We start from the raw sequence: 17,075 nt of genomic DNA on the forward strand, positions 1-17,075 counted from the left end.
CTAAATCCGTTGGCCCATAGGTGGGCCCATAGATACCAAGAAAATCGCTCCAAGGCCCGTATTTCCTCATCCTACGGCTCTCACAGTCTCCGCCAGCCTTGAACCAACAGACGCCGCCAGGGCGTCTTTTGTTTTGTGCACGTCCATGGCCCGCCCACTGCCGGGAAACCAGAACGCAGAAGGGGCGGGATCGACGCAATCCGGATGGGGTGTGGCCGTGCCTCCAACGTGAGCGGCGCGTCGTCGGCAGGCGTTACACGAAATCCGCACGGCCGCGCACTTGGGCCAGCAGGCGGATGTCCTCCCCCACGCGGTCGAGCGATAGAACCTGCAGCTCCAGGCCGTCGGCCAGCGATTCGAGCGGGCCGAACTGGCTGATGCCGCGCCCGGCGCCCAGCAGCCGTGGTGCCTGGTACAGCAGCAGTTCATCGACCAGCCCCGCCGTGACCAGCGCACCGTTGAGTTCGGCGCCGGCCTCCACATGCAGTTCGTTGGCGCCGCGGCGCGCCAGATCCCGCAGCACGGCGCCCAGGTCCACCCGGTTTCCGGTGCTGTCCGGCAGGTAGACCACGGTAGCGCCGTGCGCCGCCAATGCGGCCTCCCGGGATGCGTGCGGCTGTGCGGCATAGACCACCACATCGCGGGCCTGGGCCTGCAGCACCGCGGCTTCGGGCGGCGTGCGCAAACGGCTGTCCACGATGGCGACCCAGGGCTGCCGGGGCGTGTCGATGCCGCGCACGTCCATGCGCGGATCGTCGGCAAGGATCGTCCCCACGCCGGTCAGGATGGCGCAGGCCCGGGCTCTCCAGGCGTGCACGTCCCTGCGCGCCGGCTCGCCGGTGATCCATTGGCTCACGCCGTTGGGCAGTGCCGTGATGCCGTCGATCGAAGCCGCCACCTTGAGCCGTACCCAGGGAGACCCGCGCACCATGCGGCTCAGGAAACCCAGGTTCAAGGCCTTTGCGGCGGCTGCGCCCGGCCCCACCTCCACGGCAACGCCTGCGGCGCGCAGGCGCTCGAAACCCCGCCCGCCCACCAGCGGGTTGGGATCGGGCAGGGAGGCGACCACCTTGGCGATGCCGGCCGCTGCCAGCGCATCGCAACAGGGCCCCGTCCGCCCCTGGTGGGAGCAGGGCTCCAGCGTGACGTACGCAATGGCCCCCTGGGTGGAATGCCCCCGGGCCTGGGCATCCCGCAGCGCCATGATTTCCGCATGGGCCTCGCCCGCACGCTGGGTACTGCCCGTGCCCAGAACCTCGCCTTCTGCGCTGGCGATCACGCATCCCACCCGGGGGTTGGGCGACGTCCGGAAAAGACCCTCTGCCGCTTTTTGCAGCGCGAGTTCCATCCATCCGGAAGGGCTGGGAACATCAGCAGCCACGGCCATTGCCCCCGGAAAACCCATCCATCGGCCGGCCCGGATGGAGTGAACGGTCAGACCGGCGGCGCAAACGGTCGAAACCGCCCCCCCTTGGGTAAGCAATTTTTCGTAACATCTTCGGCATGAAACGTCGTAGCACCCCGCATAACCCTTCGCCCCGCACGCTCCGTGCCGGTGCCTTTGGCAAGGCACAGGGCTTTTCGCTGATCGAAGTGCTGGTGGCCATCGTGGTGCTGTCCTTCGGGATGCTGGGAGTGGTGGGGTTGCAGGCGTATGCCATCCAGGCCAACCGTGACGCCCGCATGCAGGCACAGGCCGCGAACCTCGCCAGGGAACTGGCCGAAATGATACGGGGCAACAAGGCGGTGGGTGCCAAGACCGCAACGGCGGACAACCCGTATCTGGTCAATCTATCCGGAACCATGGCGACGGCACCCACTGAATATTGCCTGTCGGTCTCCAATGCCACCAATGGCTGCACCAGCGCAGCCGCGGTGGCCTCGGCGGAGATGACCGAATGGCTGGCCCGGTTGCGTGCAGAACTTCCGGGAGCACGCGTGGTGGTGTGTTTCGACAGCGCTCCCTACAGCAGCACCGGCAAGGGCCAATGGACCTGCACCAACAGCACCGATGGAATCGCTGTGATCAAGCTCGGCTGGACCCGCAGTACCACCAACCGCAGCGGAGACAGCGGCACGGCGCTTTTTGAAACAGCGACCGACTCGGGTTCCGTGCCCTCCCTCATTTTTCCCGTGAGCAGTGGAAATTCGCAAGGCGACGTATGACCTTCTCCCATTCATCCCGAGGGCCGCGCATGGCATCTCAGCGGCTCACCCTGCCGATCCGCCAGCGCGGTCTGACTTTGATCGAACTGATGGTGGCGATGACCATCAGCACGTTCGTGGCGCTGGCCGCCATCGCCGCATTGATCATTTCCCGCCAAGGCTTCACCAGCGTGGATGCGGAATCGCAATTGCGTGACAACGCACGGTTTGCCATTGAATTGATCCAGCGGCTCGGCGTGCAGGCGGGCTATAGGGACATCCAATTTGCCGCCACGGTTGCCCCCCCCAACACCACGGGGCTGGCCGCCGATCCCGATCCCAACGTCTTTGGACTCAACAACAGATCGCGAACAGGGAGCAATGCCTGGGACGAAGGCACTGCCTGGAGCAGCGGCGCAGCCGGCTATGGCAGCGACATTCTTGTTTTGCGCTTTCAAGTCGCCGCGGCGCCCTGGTCGACGGCATCGTCCCCTGAGTCCGACAAGGCGGTCATCGATTGCTACGGCAGAACGGGCACAGCCTTGCCCACCGATCGGAACGACCGCATGGTGAGCATCCTGCATGTGGCCACTGGGAGCGACGGTGATCTCTCACTGATGTGTTCCCGCTCTGACACCGGTGCGGCGCCGTTCGATGCCCAACCCCTGATCCGTGGCGTGGAGAACTTCCAGGTTCTCTACGGCGTTGACGGCATCGGTCCCGGCAATACCGCGGCCATCGCAGCAGCGTCGGTGGACTCGGTTCCGGAGCGCTATCTGCGGGCCGACCAGCTCACGGTCAGCGGCAACGATGCCGCCACCAAGGCGAATTGGCGCCAGGTTCGCAGCATCCGCATCGGCATGGTGCTGAGGGGCCCTCCGGGTTCTGCCGTGGACAACACCAGCCGAACGCTGTACCCGCTGGGAACGGCCGCGGCCACGGCATCCGCAGCGGCGGGTTCCGCGTTTGCGGTGGCGGCGGACCCTGGCACCGCGGCCTCAGGCCCAGCGGACGGCCGGTTGCGCCAGACGGTGACCTTCACGATTCACTTGCGGAATGCACAGGTGGAGAAACGCGGATGACGAACCAAAGCAAAGCCAGGGGCGCCTCCCTGATCATCGTCATGCTGATCCTGATCGTGGTGTCCATCGTGGGCGTCGGAGGCATCCAGATCGCGACGCTGGCCGAGCGCGCGACCCGCAGCGACAGAGACAAGCAGATTGCCTGGCAAGCCACCGAGGCGGGCCTGCTGGACGCCGAATTCGACATCCTGGGCCTGCCTGCGTCGTCCGGCAGCAAACGCGATTCGATATTCAAGCTCAAGGCGACCGACGTCTCGAAATTCATTTCCGGCTGCGGCAACTCCGGCAACTCCAGAGGGCTGTGCGCGTACAACCCGGCAACCAAGCCGGCCTGGCTGACGGTGGACTTCGAGGCCACCGGCAACAGCGCATCGACCACGCCCTTCGGGACCTTCACGGAACGCACGTTCCCCTCCGGCAGCGCAGGCATCCAACCGGCCAAACCACCGCGTTACATCATCGAACCCATCCCGGACCCTTCCTATTCGCGCACCGAAGGTCCGGAAAACATGCGGTACATCTACCGCGTGACGGTCATGGGGTTCGGTCCCAACCCGGACACGCAGACGATGCTGCAAATGATTTACAGAAACTGAGCCGATCATGTTCATGTCACTGCACTCTTTGATGAAGCGCATCCCCAGGCCCCTGCATCGTGCAAGCACCTGGGCGGTGATCTTGGGCGCACCGGTCGCCGCCATTTCGTTTCTGGCATTCGGCGTGGGCCCCACGGCGCCGAGCATTCCCGTATTGCCGCTGTCGACAGAGCCGCTGTACGCCAATTCCACGGCGGACAAGCCCACCATGGCCTTGGCGCTTTCGGTGGAATATCCAACCGTAGGCGCGCAATACACGCCCAGCGGAAACATAGACAACACCTACTCGAACGCTACCGAATACCTCGGCTATTACGACGCGGAGGCCTGCTACAACTACAACGACAGCCCCACGGAAACCATTCCGTCAGGCTTCACGCAATCGGATTACAAACGCTTCGTGCGTTCAGGCGCCGCCACGAACCGGAAGTGCTCCAATGCGTTCAGCGGCAACTTCTTGAACTGGGCCACCAGCTCCGCCATCGACATGTTGCGGCTGGCCCTGTCGGGTGGCGACAGATACATCGACACCGATGGCCTCACCATCCTGCAGCGCGCCGTCATTCCGAACGGCGATCCTGTCTGCATGTGGAACACCACCAACTTCCCGGCCAAGCAACTGCCCAAGGATGGCGGCGGCGCAGGCACCTACTGGGGCGCCGTTCCCACGCGGATGGTGACGGCAGCCAATGGCAACGACATCTGGGTCGCCAACACGCTGAACCGTGTGTATTTCGGTACGTCCCGAACCGGTGACTGCGGCTCCGGCCCCGCGAACTACACATTGGGCGGCCCTGCGGGCGCCAATGTCATGGAAACCCCCGTCCGCTCGGGCACTTCGCTTCCGAACGGGGCATTCCAGTGCATCAACGGCGAAACCGGCACCTGCACCTTCACCGGCATCAAGGAGGTCTGGTACGGCGTCAACAACAAGTGGGCGGTAGTGGCCGCCAGCGAAGGGCTGAAGTGCCCGAGCGGGTGCAACTCCGTACTGGGCGATCCTGCCCCGGGCGTGGGCAAAAAGGTCTACTACGTCAATTACACCGGCACCTGGAGGCCACCCCAGTCGTCCTCGCTGAACAGCGACGGATTTTTCTATTCCCGCGTCCAGGTCTGCGACTCGACCGGAAGCACGCTGAACGATTCCCGCGATTACAACCTCTGCCGTCAGTATCCCAGCGGCAACTACAAACCCACCGGGGTGATCCAGAAGTACAGCGACCAATTGAGATTGGCAGCCTTTGGCTATCTGATGGACCCGACGGCCAGCTACAACAATGGCCGCTATGGCGGTGTATTGCGCGCCCCGATGAAGTACGTCGGCACGAAGACCTACGATGAGCGCGGCCAGGACAACACGCCCACCGGCGGGAACAGCGCGGCCGAATGGAATGCGACCACCGGTGTTTTCGTCACCAACCCGGACAACTACACCAACAGCACCGCCGAACTCAATTTCGGGATCAGCGGGGTGATCAACTATCTGAACAAGTTCGGGCGCACAGGCCCTATTCAGGGCCGGTACAAAACTTACGACCCCGTCGGAGAGCTGCATTACGAAACGCTTCGCTATCTGCAAGGCCTGGCTCCCAGCTTGGATGCCGTGAGCAACATGTCGACATCGATGTACGACGGGTACCCGGTGTACGCCACCTGGAACGATCCCTACGGCGGAAGCCGCTCTGCCACCGCGGATTACTCGTGCCTCAAAAGCAACATCGTGGTGATCGGCGACATCAATACCCACGACGGGAACAGGCTGCCCACCCCCAGCGCCACGAACAACATCATCGACATCAATGCATGGCGAGGAGTGGTTCAGGCTTTCGAGAAGAACCAGACCTCCGTCACCTATGTGGATGGAAGCGGTGCCACGCGATCGGTCTCCAATTTCAACGGCACCAACAACAGCGTGCCTTCGGCCTCGGGCACCAGCCAGATCATGGGCTCGGCCTACTGGGCCCACACCCATGACATCCGTGGAACAGGCTGGACAGGCACTGGCGGCCCGGCCAAGCAACGCCCGGGTCTGCGCGTGAAGACGTTCCTCTTCGACGTGAATGAGTACGGCGACCAGAACAACGCCAACACGCGGCGAAACGCCAACCAGTTCTTCATGGCCGCAAAGTACGGCGGTTTCGAAAGCGACCCGTCCAATCCAGGATCCAAGCCTTACAACGTCCAGGGCAATCCATTCAAGGACCAGACAGGCACCAACAACAACAACGTCTGGCAGAAGACCAGCGATCCGGGCGAAGCCAGCACCTACTACCTGCAAAGCAGTGCCCGCGGTGTGCTGAATGCCTTCAATGACATTTTCAGCCGGGCAGCGACCTCCGCCCGGAGCATTGCCGGGGCCAGCGCGGCTTCGCCACGCATCAGCACCAGCTCTCCGACGGCCCTCTTCTCTGCAAGATTCGACACCAGCAACTGGAGTGGCGATGTCGTGGCAGAGCCGCTGTCCGTGGACAGCAGCGGCACGGTCACGGTCGGCGCCAGTTCATGGAGTGCGGCAGACCGGCTCGCCACCATGACCGCGCCAGCCACCAACCGCAATATCTTCGTGGGCGATCCCTCCAGCACGGCCAACCCGAAAGCCGTGAGCTTCACGTGGGCGACCATCGGCAGCACCTTGCAAGGACAGCTGAACAAGGAGACACCCAGTTCTGCCGCCGACTCCCGGGGGCAGACGCGGCTGGATTTCCTGCGGGGAGATCGCTCTCGCGAAGGCAACCCGTTCCGCGTGAGAAGCTCGCTGCTGGGAGATATAGTCAACTCGGCAGTGGTCTATTCGGGCGCTCCGTCCGCGGCCTTCTCCGGCGCAGGCTACACCGCGTTTGTCAGCGCCAACGCCAACCGCACGAAGGCCGTGTTCGTGGGTGCCAACGACGGCATGCTGCACAGCTTCAATGCGGCAAATGGCAATGAGCTGTTTGCCTATATCCCGAGCTGGATGGGCCCCAAGCTCTCCGCGCTGACCAGCACCAATTACGCCAACAACCACCAGAGCTATGTCGATGCCTCTCCCGTGATCCGGGAAGCGCAGGTGGCGTCGAATGGCACGGCGACAGACTGGAAGACGGTGCTGGTTTCAGGGACGGGTGCAGGAGGCCAAGGGGTCTTCGCACTGGACGTATCCGACCCTGGAAGCTTCGACGCGAGCAAGGTGATGTGGGAGTTCACCCAGAACGATGATGCCGACATGGGCTATGTCGTGGGGCAACCCCAGATCCTGAAACTGCGCACCAACACCACCGGGACTCCCGTCTACCGCTGGTTCGCAGTGGTCGCGAGTGGTGTGAACAACTACGTCAAGGCGGACAGTGCCGGCAACTATGGCGACGGCAATCCGGCATTGTTCCTGCTGGCCCTGGACAAGCCTGTGGGCGATGCCTGGGCATTGGGCACGAATTACTACAAAGTCTCCCTGCCGGCCAATGCGGCCCTGAGTGCAACGGCACCCACGGGCGCCATCAATTTCAGCGCCCTGTTCGGAGCCAATGCCGAAGTCACCAACATCTACGTCGGTGACCTGCATGGCCGGGTGTGGAAGCTGAACTTCAGCGGCGTGGCGGCCAGCAACTGGACGACAGCCAACCTTTCTGCTTACCGTAACGGCGGCCTCCCGGCGCCCTTGTTCATTGCCAAGACATCGGGCGGCAACGTTCAGCCGATCACGGCGGCGCCTGCCCTGTTCACCGGCCCGCTGGTTCAAGGGTTGGAGACTTTCTATGTCATGGTCGGTACGGGCAAGTTCCTGGAAACGGCAGACACCACCTCCACGCAGGTGAATACGATCTACGCGCTCTACGACGACGGGAGCACCGGATCGGTCAGCAACACGGGGGCCATTGCCAGCAGGGCGCGGCTCAAGCAGGGTTCCATCGACACGACCGCCAAGACCGTCACCGTCCCCGCCTTCACCTGGGGCAAGGCGACGAGCGACAGCGACACGGCCAATCCACGCTCTGGCTGGTACGTGGATTTCGTCGGCACCGGCGAAAAACTCGTCAGCGCCATCAGCAACCGCGGCAATTTGATCGCATCTTTCAACACCATCATTCCCGGTGCCTCCGGGAACCAGGGGGTTTGCAGCAACACGGGCGGTGGCGGCAACAGCTACACCATCAATGTGGGTACAGGGGCCGGAACCTACGTTCCCTCCCAGGTGGGACTGTTGGGGCCGGGATTGCTGATCGAAAATGAATCGCAGCAAACGCTGAGCGCTTTCGACAGTGCGGGACAGCGGATTCGTACGACCACGCAGAAACGCATCAATATCGGCCAGAGCAGCGTGGCTGCCGGTGGGGAAGTGACCATTACGGAGATCATCGGGCGGCTCAGCTGGCGCCAGATCCACAACTACCAGGATTTGAAGAACACACCATGAAACACATCAAGAACAGCCAGGGCTTCAGCCTGATCGAACTGATGATCGTGGTGGCCATCATCGGCCTGCTTGCTGCCGTTGCGTATCCTGCCTACACCGACTCCATCCTTAAAGGGCGACGGGCCCAGGGGCGTACGGCCCTGGCCGAACTGCTGCAACAGCAAGAGCGGTACATGACCCAGAACAATTGCTACCTGAAGTTCACCAATACCACCGGCACCCTCAGTGCAACCACGTGTGCTGGCGGCACCTCGACGGACGTGCCGTTCAAGGTGTTTTCCGGCGATACGCGCAGTTCCACGGCTTACTGGCTGTCGGCCAAGGAGTGCACCATCAACAACACCGCGGTGGACATGAAGACCTGCGTGCTGGTAGAGGCCGTGCCCACCAAGACAGACTCCGATGTAGGAACACTTCAACTGAACAGCTTCGGGCAGAAAACATGCACCGGCAACAAAAAACAACTGTGCTGGCCATGACCGGAATCGCACGCCGGTTTCGCGCTCGCGGCTTCACGCTCATCGAGCTGATGGTCACGCTCGGCATTGCGGCGATATTGCTGACCCTCGCAGCGCCCAATCTCTCTCAGTTCCAGAGAAACTCACAGCTGACCTCCGCAACCAACTCGTTGGTCGGCGCGCTCAATGCGGCCCGCGCCGAAGCGATGAAACGGGGCAAGAACACGTTCGTCGTCCCCACGAGCAATGGCAATGGCAATCAGTGGGCTACCGGCTGGGTGGTCTTTGTGGATATCGACAGATCCCAGGCGTATGAAGCGGGCAATGACTTCACCGTGTTGGAGCAACCCGCGCTGCCCGGCTTCATCACGGTGTCCGCCAATGGGACGGCCAATGAGTCTCCCGCCTATGTCATGTTCGACAGTTCAGGGTACGCTCGCCCGAAAGACGGAAGCTTCTCGAATATGACCATCAATCTCTCCCGCTCCGATCTCTCGGGCGCCAGCCAGATCGCTGAGACCCGAAGAATCAAGATTGGCATCACCGGTAGAATCAGCACCTGCAAGCCTGCCAGCAGTTCTGACGCCACCTGCCCAGCCACAGACAGCTGATCGATACCTGGGGCGCTGGACGCAATTCCTGCAGCCAGGATCAATGGGAATGTCGCTGCGGCGGGAGCGGCATTTCCCGCGCACGGTCACGGCTTGCGCGACTTCTCCGTTTTCTCTGCCGTCACCCCCACGTCGGGCGCCAGTTGCTGCGCCATCTCGAGGTGGTGCTTCAGTGAGGGTAGCGTCTTTTCTGCAAATGCCTTGACCTCCGGATCACGGGCGTTGCGCACGCCTTTCTCGAAAAGCGCGATGGTGTCCTTGTGTGCCTGCAGGCCCATGGTCTCCGCATAGCGCTTGTCGAAATCGGCACCATCGGCTGCGTTCAGCAGCTTGAGCTTGGCCTCTTGCACCATCGAGGGGCCGTCCGGTACACGCACATTTTTCGAGGCGGCCAAGGCTGCCAGTTCCTGGTTCACCTTGGTGTGCTCATCCACCATCTGCTGTGCAAATGCGCGAGTCTTGGGGTTTTGTGCTTTTTGCAGCGCGAGTTGACTGCTCTTGACTTCGGCATGGCCGTTGTGAGCCGCGTCCTTCAAGAAAGAAGTTTCGGCTTTTGACAGCCGCGATGCAGCAGCCTGGCTGGCCGCATTCTCCGCCGGCCTGGCCGCGCCGGCTCCCGTTTGCGCGGATGCCCCGGCAATATGGAGCGCACAGCCCACTGCAACAGCAGACAGCAGCAAATGACGATGGTTCATGACTTTCCTCCGATGGTGGTGAAAAACCGCGGGGTGCCAACGAGGTGACGCCGCCACGGAACTCTATCGTTCAAGGGCAAAACGTATTCCTGTGGCCCCACCCTTCTGCGTCCCAGGCAAACGGGGTGCTCTCCTGGCTACGGACAAGCGATTTGAATTTTTTGCCGCTGCAAATCAATGGAGGTCATCCGCAGTGGTGCATCGCGAATTGGCTGCAGACCCTGGTTGGGATCCGAAGCAGGGCTCTCATCTCAGCCCTGGGATCCCGCAGCCATCCAGGACAGGCATCCCAGGCTCACACGGGAGGTGCTCACCAGCATGGCTCCCCGTGCGTACAGTTGGCCGGCCCTTCCAGCATCATCCATGCGAACAGCCCAGAGGGCCCCGGAACGATCCGCCCAGACGACACGCGCATCCACGGCCGCCAGCCGGTCCATGGCCGATGCAGCGGAGATTCCAGGCCTGAACAGCACAACCACCTCCCCGCTCTCACGGCCTGCGGGTTGCAGCGATAACAAAGCAGCGCCACCCACGACCAAGGCGACAGCCGCTACGCGGCCATACCCCGCGCCGCGATGGCCCTCCGCCCCAGAACCCGGACCGCCCTCCGGAGGATCTCCTCCTGCGGGCCCATGGCGGCGTTGCCAGCCGATCCACATCGGCAACAACCCAAACAGCACCAGCCACGTGGCATCCCATGCCAAGGGCATTGCCGATGCATCGCGAATGCGGTGCAACCCCAGCAGCCAATGAGAGAAAACAGCGTCCACCAGATGCCACAGGCCGAAACCCAGTAGAAAAAATCCCCAGAGACAGCGCCCGCCCCCTGAAAGGGCAAAGAAGCGGCGCGACTTCCAGAGCTTCCAGAGCCCAACCGCTGCGATGGCGTACATCAACGCATGGAATACGCCATCCGCCAGGATCTGCATCCGTATGTCCTGCAATGCGGGAGAGCGCAGGCCGCTCAGAAGGTGGTGCCATTGCAGCACCTGGTGAAGCAGGATGCCATCGAAGAATCCACCGAAACCGAACCCAAGAAATCCTCCGGCCCAGGCCAGTGCCTTTCCCGCGTTGTTGTCGGGCGGCATGGGCCTGCCCAAGGTGGAGGAGTCCGCCACCGCTTACCGCTTGCGGTCGTCCGTCTCGCCGATCAGTGCCGCGCCTTGGCGAGACGATGGCTTAGGCCCGGTGGGCTGGTCTCCTCCATATTCAAGCCCGAGGGCCCGCGCGGAACCCGAGGCATCCACCGACGCCAGGGGCCCCGTCTGGAGATGGTCCGAATGCTGGTCACCCGTCCTGTGGCGCTCCCGATTGCCGTAGCTGCTTTCGTCACCGCCCGCACCGAACCGCCGCCCGCCATCACCGGTAGCAGGGTTTTCACCGCCGGCCGGCGTGGCCGTGTCCCTTGGGTCGTTGCGCATGCCGTATTGGTCGAAATGACCGGTATCGCGCTGGCGATCCTGTTCAGTAGAAACCTTGTCCGATTTCATAAGTTCTCCTGCCTGTTCAGCACATCAATGCGACTGCTGGCGCCGCTGCTCAAGGTAGTTGCGCACCGCCTCCGCCGAATTGCCGACCGCCTCGACGGCCCTGCGCAACTCGAATTCGTCGCAGTTCAAAACCGAGGCCCAGTCCCGCACCTCGTAGTCTTCCGAAAGATTGATGAGGCGCCGATCGGCACCGCCTGCCTTTGTCTTGTCGTCTGCCATACCGCCAGCCTCCTGCGCCGATTGAAAACGATGACCCATGCTAGGAAATCGCGGTCGGCAGGCGGCGTAGGACAAGTGCTGCCGCTGCGGTGCGATGTGTCAACGCATCTTTACGGGCAATGGCGCCTCAGAAGGCCTGGGCTTTCATTGCAATGGCCGACGTTCCCGGACGGGTATCGCATTTGAATACCTGAGCCAACTGCTGCATCGCGTTGCGTTTGCGCGAAGGGCTTTCCGCAGCGGTGCAATCCGAAGGCACCCATACGTCGTAGCCGAGCATCCTGGCGTCGGTGGCGCTCAGCATCACGCACATGTCGGCAGCCAGCCCGGCGACGATGATGCGCCGCGTGCCCATCTGCCGAAGCAGGTGCAGCAGCGGCGTGGACTGGAAGGCCGAATGACATGGCTTCAGCAAGGTCAGATCGCTTTGCTGGGGCGCCATCAGCCGGGCGAGTTCTCCACGCCGTCCTGGCAATTGCGCACATGCGCTCAGGATGTCGCTGAATTCGCTATGCCAGGTACCGTAGTTGTCATTGGCATATACCGTAGGCACGCGATGGAGCCGCAACTTTTCCCGCAACCGCAAAGTCGCACGTGCGGCGCGCAAGGCACCGGGCAACAAATCCTCGGCCGTCGGGAAATTCAAGGGATTGATGACGTCCACGAGGAGAAGTACGTCCCGACTCCGCGGAAGCCGGGTGCGTTGGAGGGTAGCGGCGGAAGACACAGAGCTGCAGGCCATTGCTTGGGGCTTCCGAGCATTTCTTCCGGTCGGCCCCCACCTCGTAGGAAAGCGCCGAGAGCCACCGGCCACCTGTTTCCAGCACACCTCGAAGCGCCGGGGTAGCCGACGCGTCACTTCGTTCGCCATTCCCCTGTTCAGGCCTGGCCCCTGCCGAAGGAGAACGCGCCATAGGCCGGTACGCGCTCGGCAGTACGGCGCCTGCGCCTACAGCGCGACCGTGGCAGGAGGAAAAGATATCCCGGCCTTTTCTCCTTATAGTCGGCCGATGAGCAGCGAAAAGCCCCCCGTCACCGCCCCGAAACGCACCTATGTCGCAGAGGGTGCTCCGCATGAGGTCGCCGATCACAAGGACGACATCTTTTTCGCTGCCATCGAGACGACCCGCATGCCGATGCTGGTCACGGATCCCCGCCAGCCGGACAACCCGATCGTGTTCTGCAACCGGGCTTTCATCACGATGACGGGTTACCAGCCGCAGGAAATCCTGGGGCATAACTGCCGTTTTCTCCAAGGCCCCGCCACCGATCGCAACACCGTTGCCGCGTTGCGCGAAGCGATCGATCAGCGCAAGGAGATTTCCCTCGAACTGCTCAATTACCGCAAGGACGGCTCATCGTTCTGGAATGCTCTGTTCATCTCCCCCGTGTACAACGCGCGCGGTGAACTGGTGTATTTTTTCGCCTCCCAACTGGACGTGAGCCGCCGTCGCGACGCCGAGGAGGCGTTGTCCCAGGCGCAGAAAATGGAGGCTCTAGGCCAGCTCACGGGCGGTATCTCGCACGACTTCAACAACCTGCTGCAGGTGATGTCGGGCCACCTGGACGTGATGCGGGTGAAGAATCGCAGCCAGCGCCTCAGCCAGCAGGATATCGATCGCTCCATCGACAGCATCCGAAATGCGGTCAGCAAGGCATCGACGCTGACGCAGCAGTTGCTGGCCTTCTCGCGGAAACAGAAGCTGCAGGGACGGGTGGTCAGCCTCAACGCGCTGGCGACCGGCATGGCCTCGCTCGCAGAACGCACCCTGGGCGAGGCGATCCAGATCGATTACGTGCTCGGCGACGACGTTCCCAACTGCGAGCTCGACACCACGCAACTGGAGGTGGCGGTCCTCAACCTGCTGTTGAATTCCCGCGACGCCATGCCTGACGGGGGCCGCATCCGGGTCGAGACCCGGGGCATCGACTTGCATGCGCAGGACGGCGACGCGTTCTCCGGCCTGCCGCCCGGCCCCTATGCAACCATCTCGGTCACCGACACCGGAGCCGGCATCCCCGCCGACATGGTGTCGCGTGTGATGGACCCCTTCTTCACCACCAAGGAAGAGGGCAAAGGCACCGGGCTCGGCCTCTCGATGGTGTATGGATTCGCGAAGCAATCCGGCGGTGCGGTCACGATCTACTCCGAAGTGGGTGTGGGCACGACGGTGCGCATGTACTTCCCGGCAGTGCATGGCCGTGCGAACCCCGAATTGATGGAGTCGCTGGCGCCGAATGTGCGCGGCGGAACCGAAACCGTCCTGGTGGTGGATGACCGGGTAGAAGTGGCCGATCTCGCGAAAGCCATGCTGGACGGGCTGGGCTACACGGTCCATGTCGCCCACAGTGCGCATGCGGCGCTCAAATTGGTGCGTTCCCTGGACACCAGCGCCCTGCCGCATCTGCTGTTCACCGACGTCGTGATGCCGGGTGGTCTCAATGGCTATGAACTGGCCCGCGAGATGCGCAAGACGGTGGCGGGCATCCACGTGCTGCTCACCACGGGCTTCGATCGCGATATGGGCAGCCTCGCCAATGTCGCGCCGACCGAATTCGAGATTCTGAAGAAGCCCTACCGCTTTGCCGATCTGGCAAGGCGTGTGCGCATGGTGCTGGACGGAGCCACGGGCACCAGGACCTGAGCGGCTGCGGGCAGCCGGCAGTTCGGTGAATCCTGCCGCCATCATCCTGCAATCCAAATGCGGGGCCGCCGCGTACAGGTGCACGAAGACATGCCCTCCGGCGTGTCGCTACCGGGAGCCTCTCGCATGCTGCAGAACAACGCCACCGCCATTCGATGGGTCGAAAAAGGCCTGCTCCCCGACCCTTTCGTCCGGCACGGCATCCGCCGGCTGCTGAAAGACCGCCTGACCGAACTGCGCAGTGGCGACAGTGCGGCGGCAGCCGAACAGACGCAGGTATTTCTGGAGCGCATCCGCTCTGCGCCTCTGGCACTGGTGCCCGACAAGGCCAACGAGCAGCACTATGAAGTCCCGGCCGAATTCTTCGGCAAGGTGCTCGGGCCGCACCGCAAGTACAGCAGTGGCCTGTGGTCGGCGGAAACGCAGACACTGGCCCAGGCCGAAGAGGCCGCCCTGGAAGAAACCTGCGCGCACGCGGGCCTGCGGGACGGCCAGCACATCCTGGAGTTGGGGTGCGGCTGGGGCTCGCTGACGCTGTGGATGGCCGATCGCTACCCCTTGAGCCGCATCACCGCACTGTCCAACTCGCACTCGCAGCGCGAATACATCGAGGCCCAGGCGATGCAGCGGGGCCTGCGCAATGTGCAGGTGCTGACCTGCGACTTCAACGTGTTCGACACCGCACAACGCTTCGACCGCATCGTGTCCGTGGAAATGTTCGAGCATCTGCGCAACTGGCCGCGGGCCTTTGCCCAGGTGGCACGCTGGCTGGAGGACGACGGCCGCTTCTTCATGCATGTGTTCGCGCACCGCGAAGCGCCCTACCCTTTCGTCGCGCGGGATGCGAGCGACTGGATGAGCCAGCACTTCTTCTCGGGCGGCATGATGCCCAGCGACGATCTGGCCCTGCACTGCCAGGACGATCTTCGCCTGATGCGGCGCTGGCGCTGGGAGGGAACCCACTATGCGCGCACCGCACGGGCCTGGCTCGACAACATGGATAAGCATGGGACGGCGCTGCAGCCGCTGTTCGCACGTGTATATGGTTCGTCAGCCGGCACGTGGTGGACGCGCTGGCGCCTTTTCTTCCTGGCGGTCGAGGAACTCTTCGCCTATGGTGCTGGGCAGCAGTGGTGGGTCAGCCACTACCTTTTCGAGAAGCGCAGCGCTGCCTCCCGCAGCCCCGCCGCGTGAGGAGCCGAGATGCTTTCCTTATCCATCACCGCTGCCTGGCAGGTCGCCCTCGGAGGACTCGCGTGGGCCCTGGTCATCGCGGTGGCCACCTGGGCGGTGAGCTGTGTGCGCCGCGATGCGAGCCTGGTGGACCGCCTCTGGGCCATCATGGTGTCCGGCGCAGGCGTGGTCTACGCGGCCCTGCTTCCAGGTTCTATGGAGCGGGGGCCCGCCCTCGTGCTCCTCGGCCTTGCCCTCGCCTGGGCCGCCAGGCTCAGCACCTTCATCACGCTGCGCAACTGGGGCCACGGTGAAGACCATCGGTACCGGATGATCCGCGAGCGCAACGAACCCCACTTCGAGCGAAAAAGCCTGTACCTGATCTTTGGACTGCAAGCCGTGCTGGCATGGGTGGTGTCCGCCCCGCTCTTCGCCGCCTTCGCATCGCCGGACCCGCGCGGCTGGATGGCCGCGTTGCCGGGCCTGGTGCTCGCAGCGGTCGGACTGGTCTTCGAAGCGGTGGCCGATGCACAGATGTCGCGTTTCAAGAGCCAGCCCGATCACCGGGGCCAGGTGATGGACCAGGGGCTGTGGCGGTACACCCGGCATCCGAATTATTTCGGCGAAGCTTGCGTGTGGTGGGGACTGTGGCTCGGGGCGATGGGCACGGTGGGCAGTGCGGCCACCTGGAGCGTGGTATCGCCACTGCTGATGACGTTCCTGCTGCTGCGGGTGTCGGGAGTGGCCCTGCTCGAAAAATCGATGCCCGAGCGCCGGCCGGCCTACCGGGAATACCAGCAGCGCACCAGCGCATTCATCCCCTGGCCACCACGCACGGAGAAGCAGCCATGATGCCCAGGCCCACCCTCCCGCGTGGGCGCCTGCGCAAGACGGCGCTGGTTGGACTGGCGGTGGCTGCAGCTACCGCCGCCTTTCTGCCGACCGCGGGCCATGCGCAAGAGGCGGCAGAGCGGCAATGGAATTTCTCGGTCCTTCTCGACGGTGCGCTTATCGGGGAACACCGGTTCAGGCTCACGGCACTGGAGCCCGGCAGCCGCAGCCTCGAAAGCACCGCCCGTTTCACCGTGCGTGTCCTGGGGGTGCCGCTGTACCGCTACCGGCACGAAGCACGCGAGCTGTGGAGAGGAGACTGCCTTGCCCGCATCGCATCCGATACCGACGACGACGGTACCCGCAATACGGTGCGCCAGGACTTCGCTCCCGACGCGGGTTGCCTGCGGAGTTTCGCCTACTGGAATCCTGCGATCCTCGCGTCGCAACCGCTGCTCGACCCTCAGACCGGCAAGACGGAAGCCGTCCAGGTCTCGCGCGAGGAAGACGGTGTCATCACCGTCCGCGGACAGCCGCGGCCGGCCACGCGCTGGCGTCTCATGGGCCCGAAATATCCGATCGACGTCTGGTATGCCACCGGCTCAGGAGAATGGGTGGGACTGGATTCCACGGTGCGCGGTGGACGCAAGCTCAGCTACCGGCTGCCCTGAAATGGCATTTCTTTACTTGCTCACCCTACCGCCATCGTCCACCGGCCGATGCCTCCCGGGCCACTTCTC

16 protein-coding genes are annotated in these 17,075 nt (G+C 63.3%); 10 read left to right on the plus strand and 6 right to left on the minus strand.

What is annotated here, in order from left to right; translation table 11 throughout:
* Window positions 1-253: 253 nt before the first annotated feature.
* Complete coding sequence (ribD, locus tag BM144_RS18415) at window positions 254-1,387, minus strand: bifunctional diaminohydroxyphosphoribosylaminopyrimidine deaminase/5-amino-6-(5-phosphoribosylamino)uracil reductase RibD (RefSeq protein WP_092955686.1); 1,134 nt, start codon at window positions 1,385-1,387, stop codon at window positions 254-256.
* A 116-nt stretch (window positions 1,388-1,503) separates the two neighbouring features.
* Here ribD and pilV point away from each other — a divergent pair, with 116 nt between their 5' ends.
* Genes pilV through BM144_RS18445 form a run of 6 tightly spaced genes read left to right on the plus strand, consistent with a single transcriptional unit; the run spans window position 1,504 to window position 9,282 of the window.
* Complete coding sequence (pilV, locus tag BM144_RS18420) at window positions 1,504-2,166, plus strand: type IV pilus modification protein PilV (RefSeq protein ID WP_092955689.1); 663 nt, start codon at window positions 1,504-1,506, stop codon at window positions 2,164-2,166.
* Window positions 2,167-2,195: 29 nt separating this feature from the next.
* Window positions 2,196-3,227 carry a PilW family protein gene (locus BM144_RS18425; RefSeq protein ID WP_245783721.1) on the plus strand — a complete coding sequence of 344 codons (1,032 nt, stop codon included), beginning with the start codon at window positions 2,196-2,198 and terminating at the stop codon, window positions 3,225-3,227.
* Entirely contained in the window at window positions 3,224-3,823 is a 600-nt protein-coding gene (locus BM144_RS18430) for a pilus assembly PilX family protein (protein WP_092955695.1), read from the plus strand. The genes BM144_RS18425 and BM144_RS18430 overlap by 4 nt, the downstream gene beginning before the upstream one ends.
* 7 nt (window positions 3,824-3,830) lie before the next feature.
* The gene (locus BM144_RS18435) at window positions 3,831-8,213 is read left to right on the plus strand and encodes a pilus assembly protein (protein WP_092955698.1); all 4,383 of its coding nucleotides are present in this window, start codon (window positions 3,831-3,833) and stop codon (window positions 8,211-8,213) included.
* Complete coding sequence (locus BM144_RS18440; RefSeq protein ID WP_092955701.1) at window positions 8,210-8,692, plus strand: type IV pilin protein; 483 nt, start codon at window positions 8,210-8,212, stop codon at window positions 8,690-8,692. Before BM144_RS18435 ends, BM144_RS18440 begins: the two co-directional genes overlap by 4 nt.
* Window positions 8,656-9,282, plus strand: coding sequence for a GspH/FimT family pseudopilin (locus tag BM144_RS18445; protein ID WP_092955704.1), 627 nt, complete (start codon window positions 8,656-8,658; stop codon window positions 9,280-9,282). Before BM144_RS18440 ends, BM144_RS18445 begins: the two co-directional genes overlap by 37 nt.
* 86 nt (window positions 9,283-9,368) lie before the next feature.
* Here the strand turns inward: BM144_RS18445 and BM144_RS18450 are convergent, their stop codons facing one another.
* The 5 genes from BM144_RS18450 to BM144_RS18470 form a co-directional block, all read right to left on the minus strand.
* Complete coding sequence (locus tag BM144_RS18450) at window positions 9,369-9,977, minus strand: DUF4142 domain-containing protein (protein ID WP_092955707.1); 609 nt, start codon at window positions 9,975-9,977, stop codon at window positions 9,369-9,371.
* Between the two features lie 251 nt (window positions 9,978-10,228).
* Window positions 10,229-11,065 (minus strand): DUF2243 domain-containing protein, encoded by an 837-nt coding sequence (locus tag BM144_RS18455; RefSeq protein ID WP_092955710.1) that lies wholly within the window; start codon window positions 11,063-11,065, stop codon window positions 10,229-10,231.
* Between the two features lie 33 nt (window positions 11,066-11,098).
* The gene (locus BM144_RS18460) at window positions 11,099-11,467 is read right to left on the minus strand and encodes a hypothetical protein (RefSeq protein ID WP_245783722.1); all 369 of its coding nucleotides are present in this window, start codon (window positions 11,465-11,467) and stop codon (window positions 11,099-11,101) included.
* 24 nt (window positions 11,468-11,491) lie between these two features.
* Entirely contained in the window at window positions 11,492-11,686 is a 195-nt protein-coding gene (locus BM144_RS18465; protein ID WP_092955714.1) for a DUF3606 domain-containing protein, read from the minus strand.
* Window positions 11,687-11,813: 127 nt separating this feature from the next.
* The gene (locus tag BM144_RS18470) at window positions 11,814-12,413 is read right to left on the minus strand and encodes a cysteine hydrolase family protein (RefSeq protein WP_092955817.1); all 600 of its coding nucleotides are present in this window, start codon (window positions 12,411-12,413) and stop codon (window positions 11,814-11,816) included.
* 283 nt (window positions 12,414-12,696) lie between these two features.
* Here BM144_RS18470 and BM144_RS18475 point away from each other — a divergent pair, with 283 nt between their 5' ends.
* The 4 genes from BM144_RS18475 to BM144_RS18490 all read left to right on the plus strand — a co-directional run bounded on the left by BM144_RS18475 (window position 12,697) and on the right by BM144_RS18490 (window position 17,006).
* A complete protein-coding gene (locus tag BM144_RS18475; protein ID WP_092955717.1) occupies window positions 12,697-14,331 on the plus strand; it encodes a histidine kinase famiy protein in 1,635 nt (544 codons plus the stop codon).
* Between the two features lie 126 nt (window positions 14,332-14,457).
* Complete coding sequence (locus tag BM144_RS18480; RefSeq protein WP_092955721.1) at window positions 14,458-15,525, plus strand: SAM-dependent methyltransferase; 1,068 nt, start codon at window positions 14,458-14,460, stop codon at window positions 15,523-15,525.
* A gap of 9 nt (window positions 15,526-15,534) precedes the next feature.
* On the plus strand, window positions 15,535-16,356 hold the full coding sequence (locus BM144_RS18485) for a DUF1295 domain-containing protein (protein WP_092955724.1): 822 nt from the start codon (window positions 15,535-15,537) through the stop codon (window positions 16,354-16,356).
* Window positions 16,353-17,006: a DUF6134 family protein gene (locus tag BM144_RS18490; protein ID WP_245783723.1), complete on the plus strand. Its 654-nt coding sequence runs from the start codon at window positions 16,353-16,355 to the stop codon at window positions 17,004-17,006. The genes BM144_RS18485 and BM144_RS18490 overlap by 4 nt, the downstream gene beginning before the upstream one ends.
* The last annotated feature ends 69 nt before the right edge of the window (window positions 17,007-17,075 follow it).

Origin of the sequence: Paracidovorax konjaci (genome assembly GCF_900112675.1) — a bacterium.
Taxonomy (GTDB): domain Bacteria; phylum Pseudomonadota; class Gammaproteobacteria; order Burkholderiales; family Burkholderiaceae_C; genus Paracidovorax; species Paracidovorax konjaci.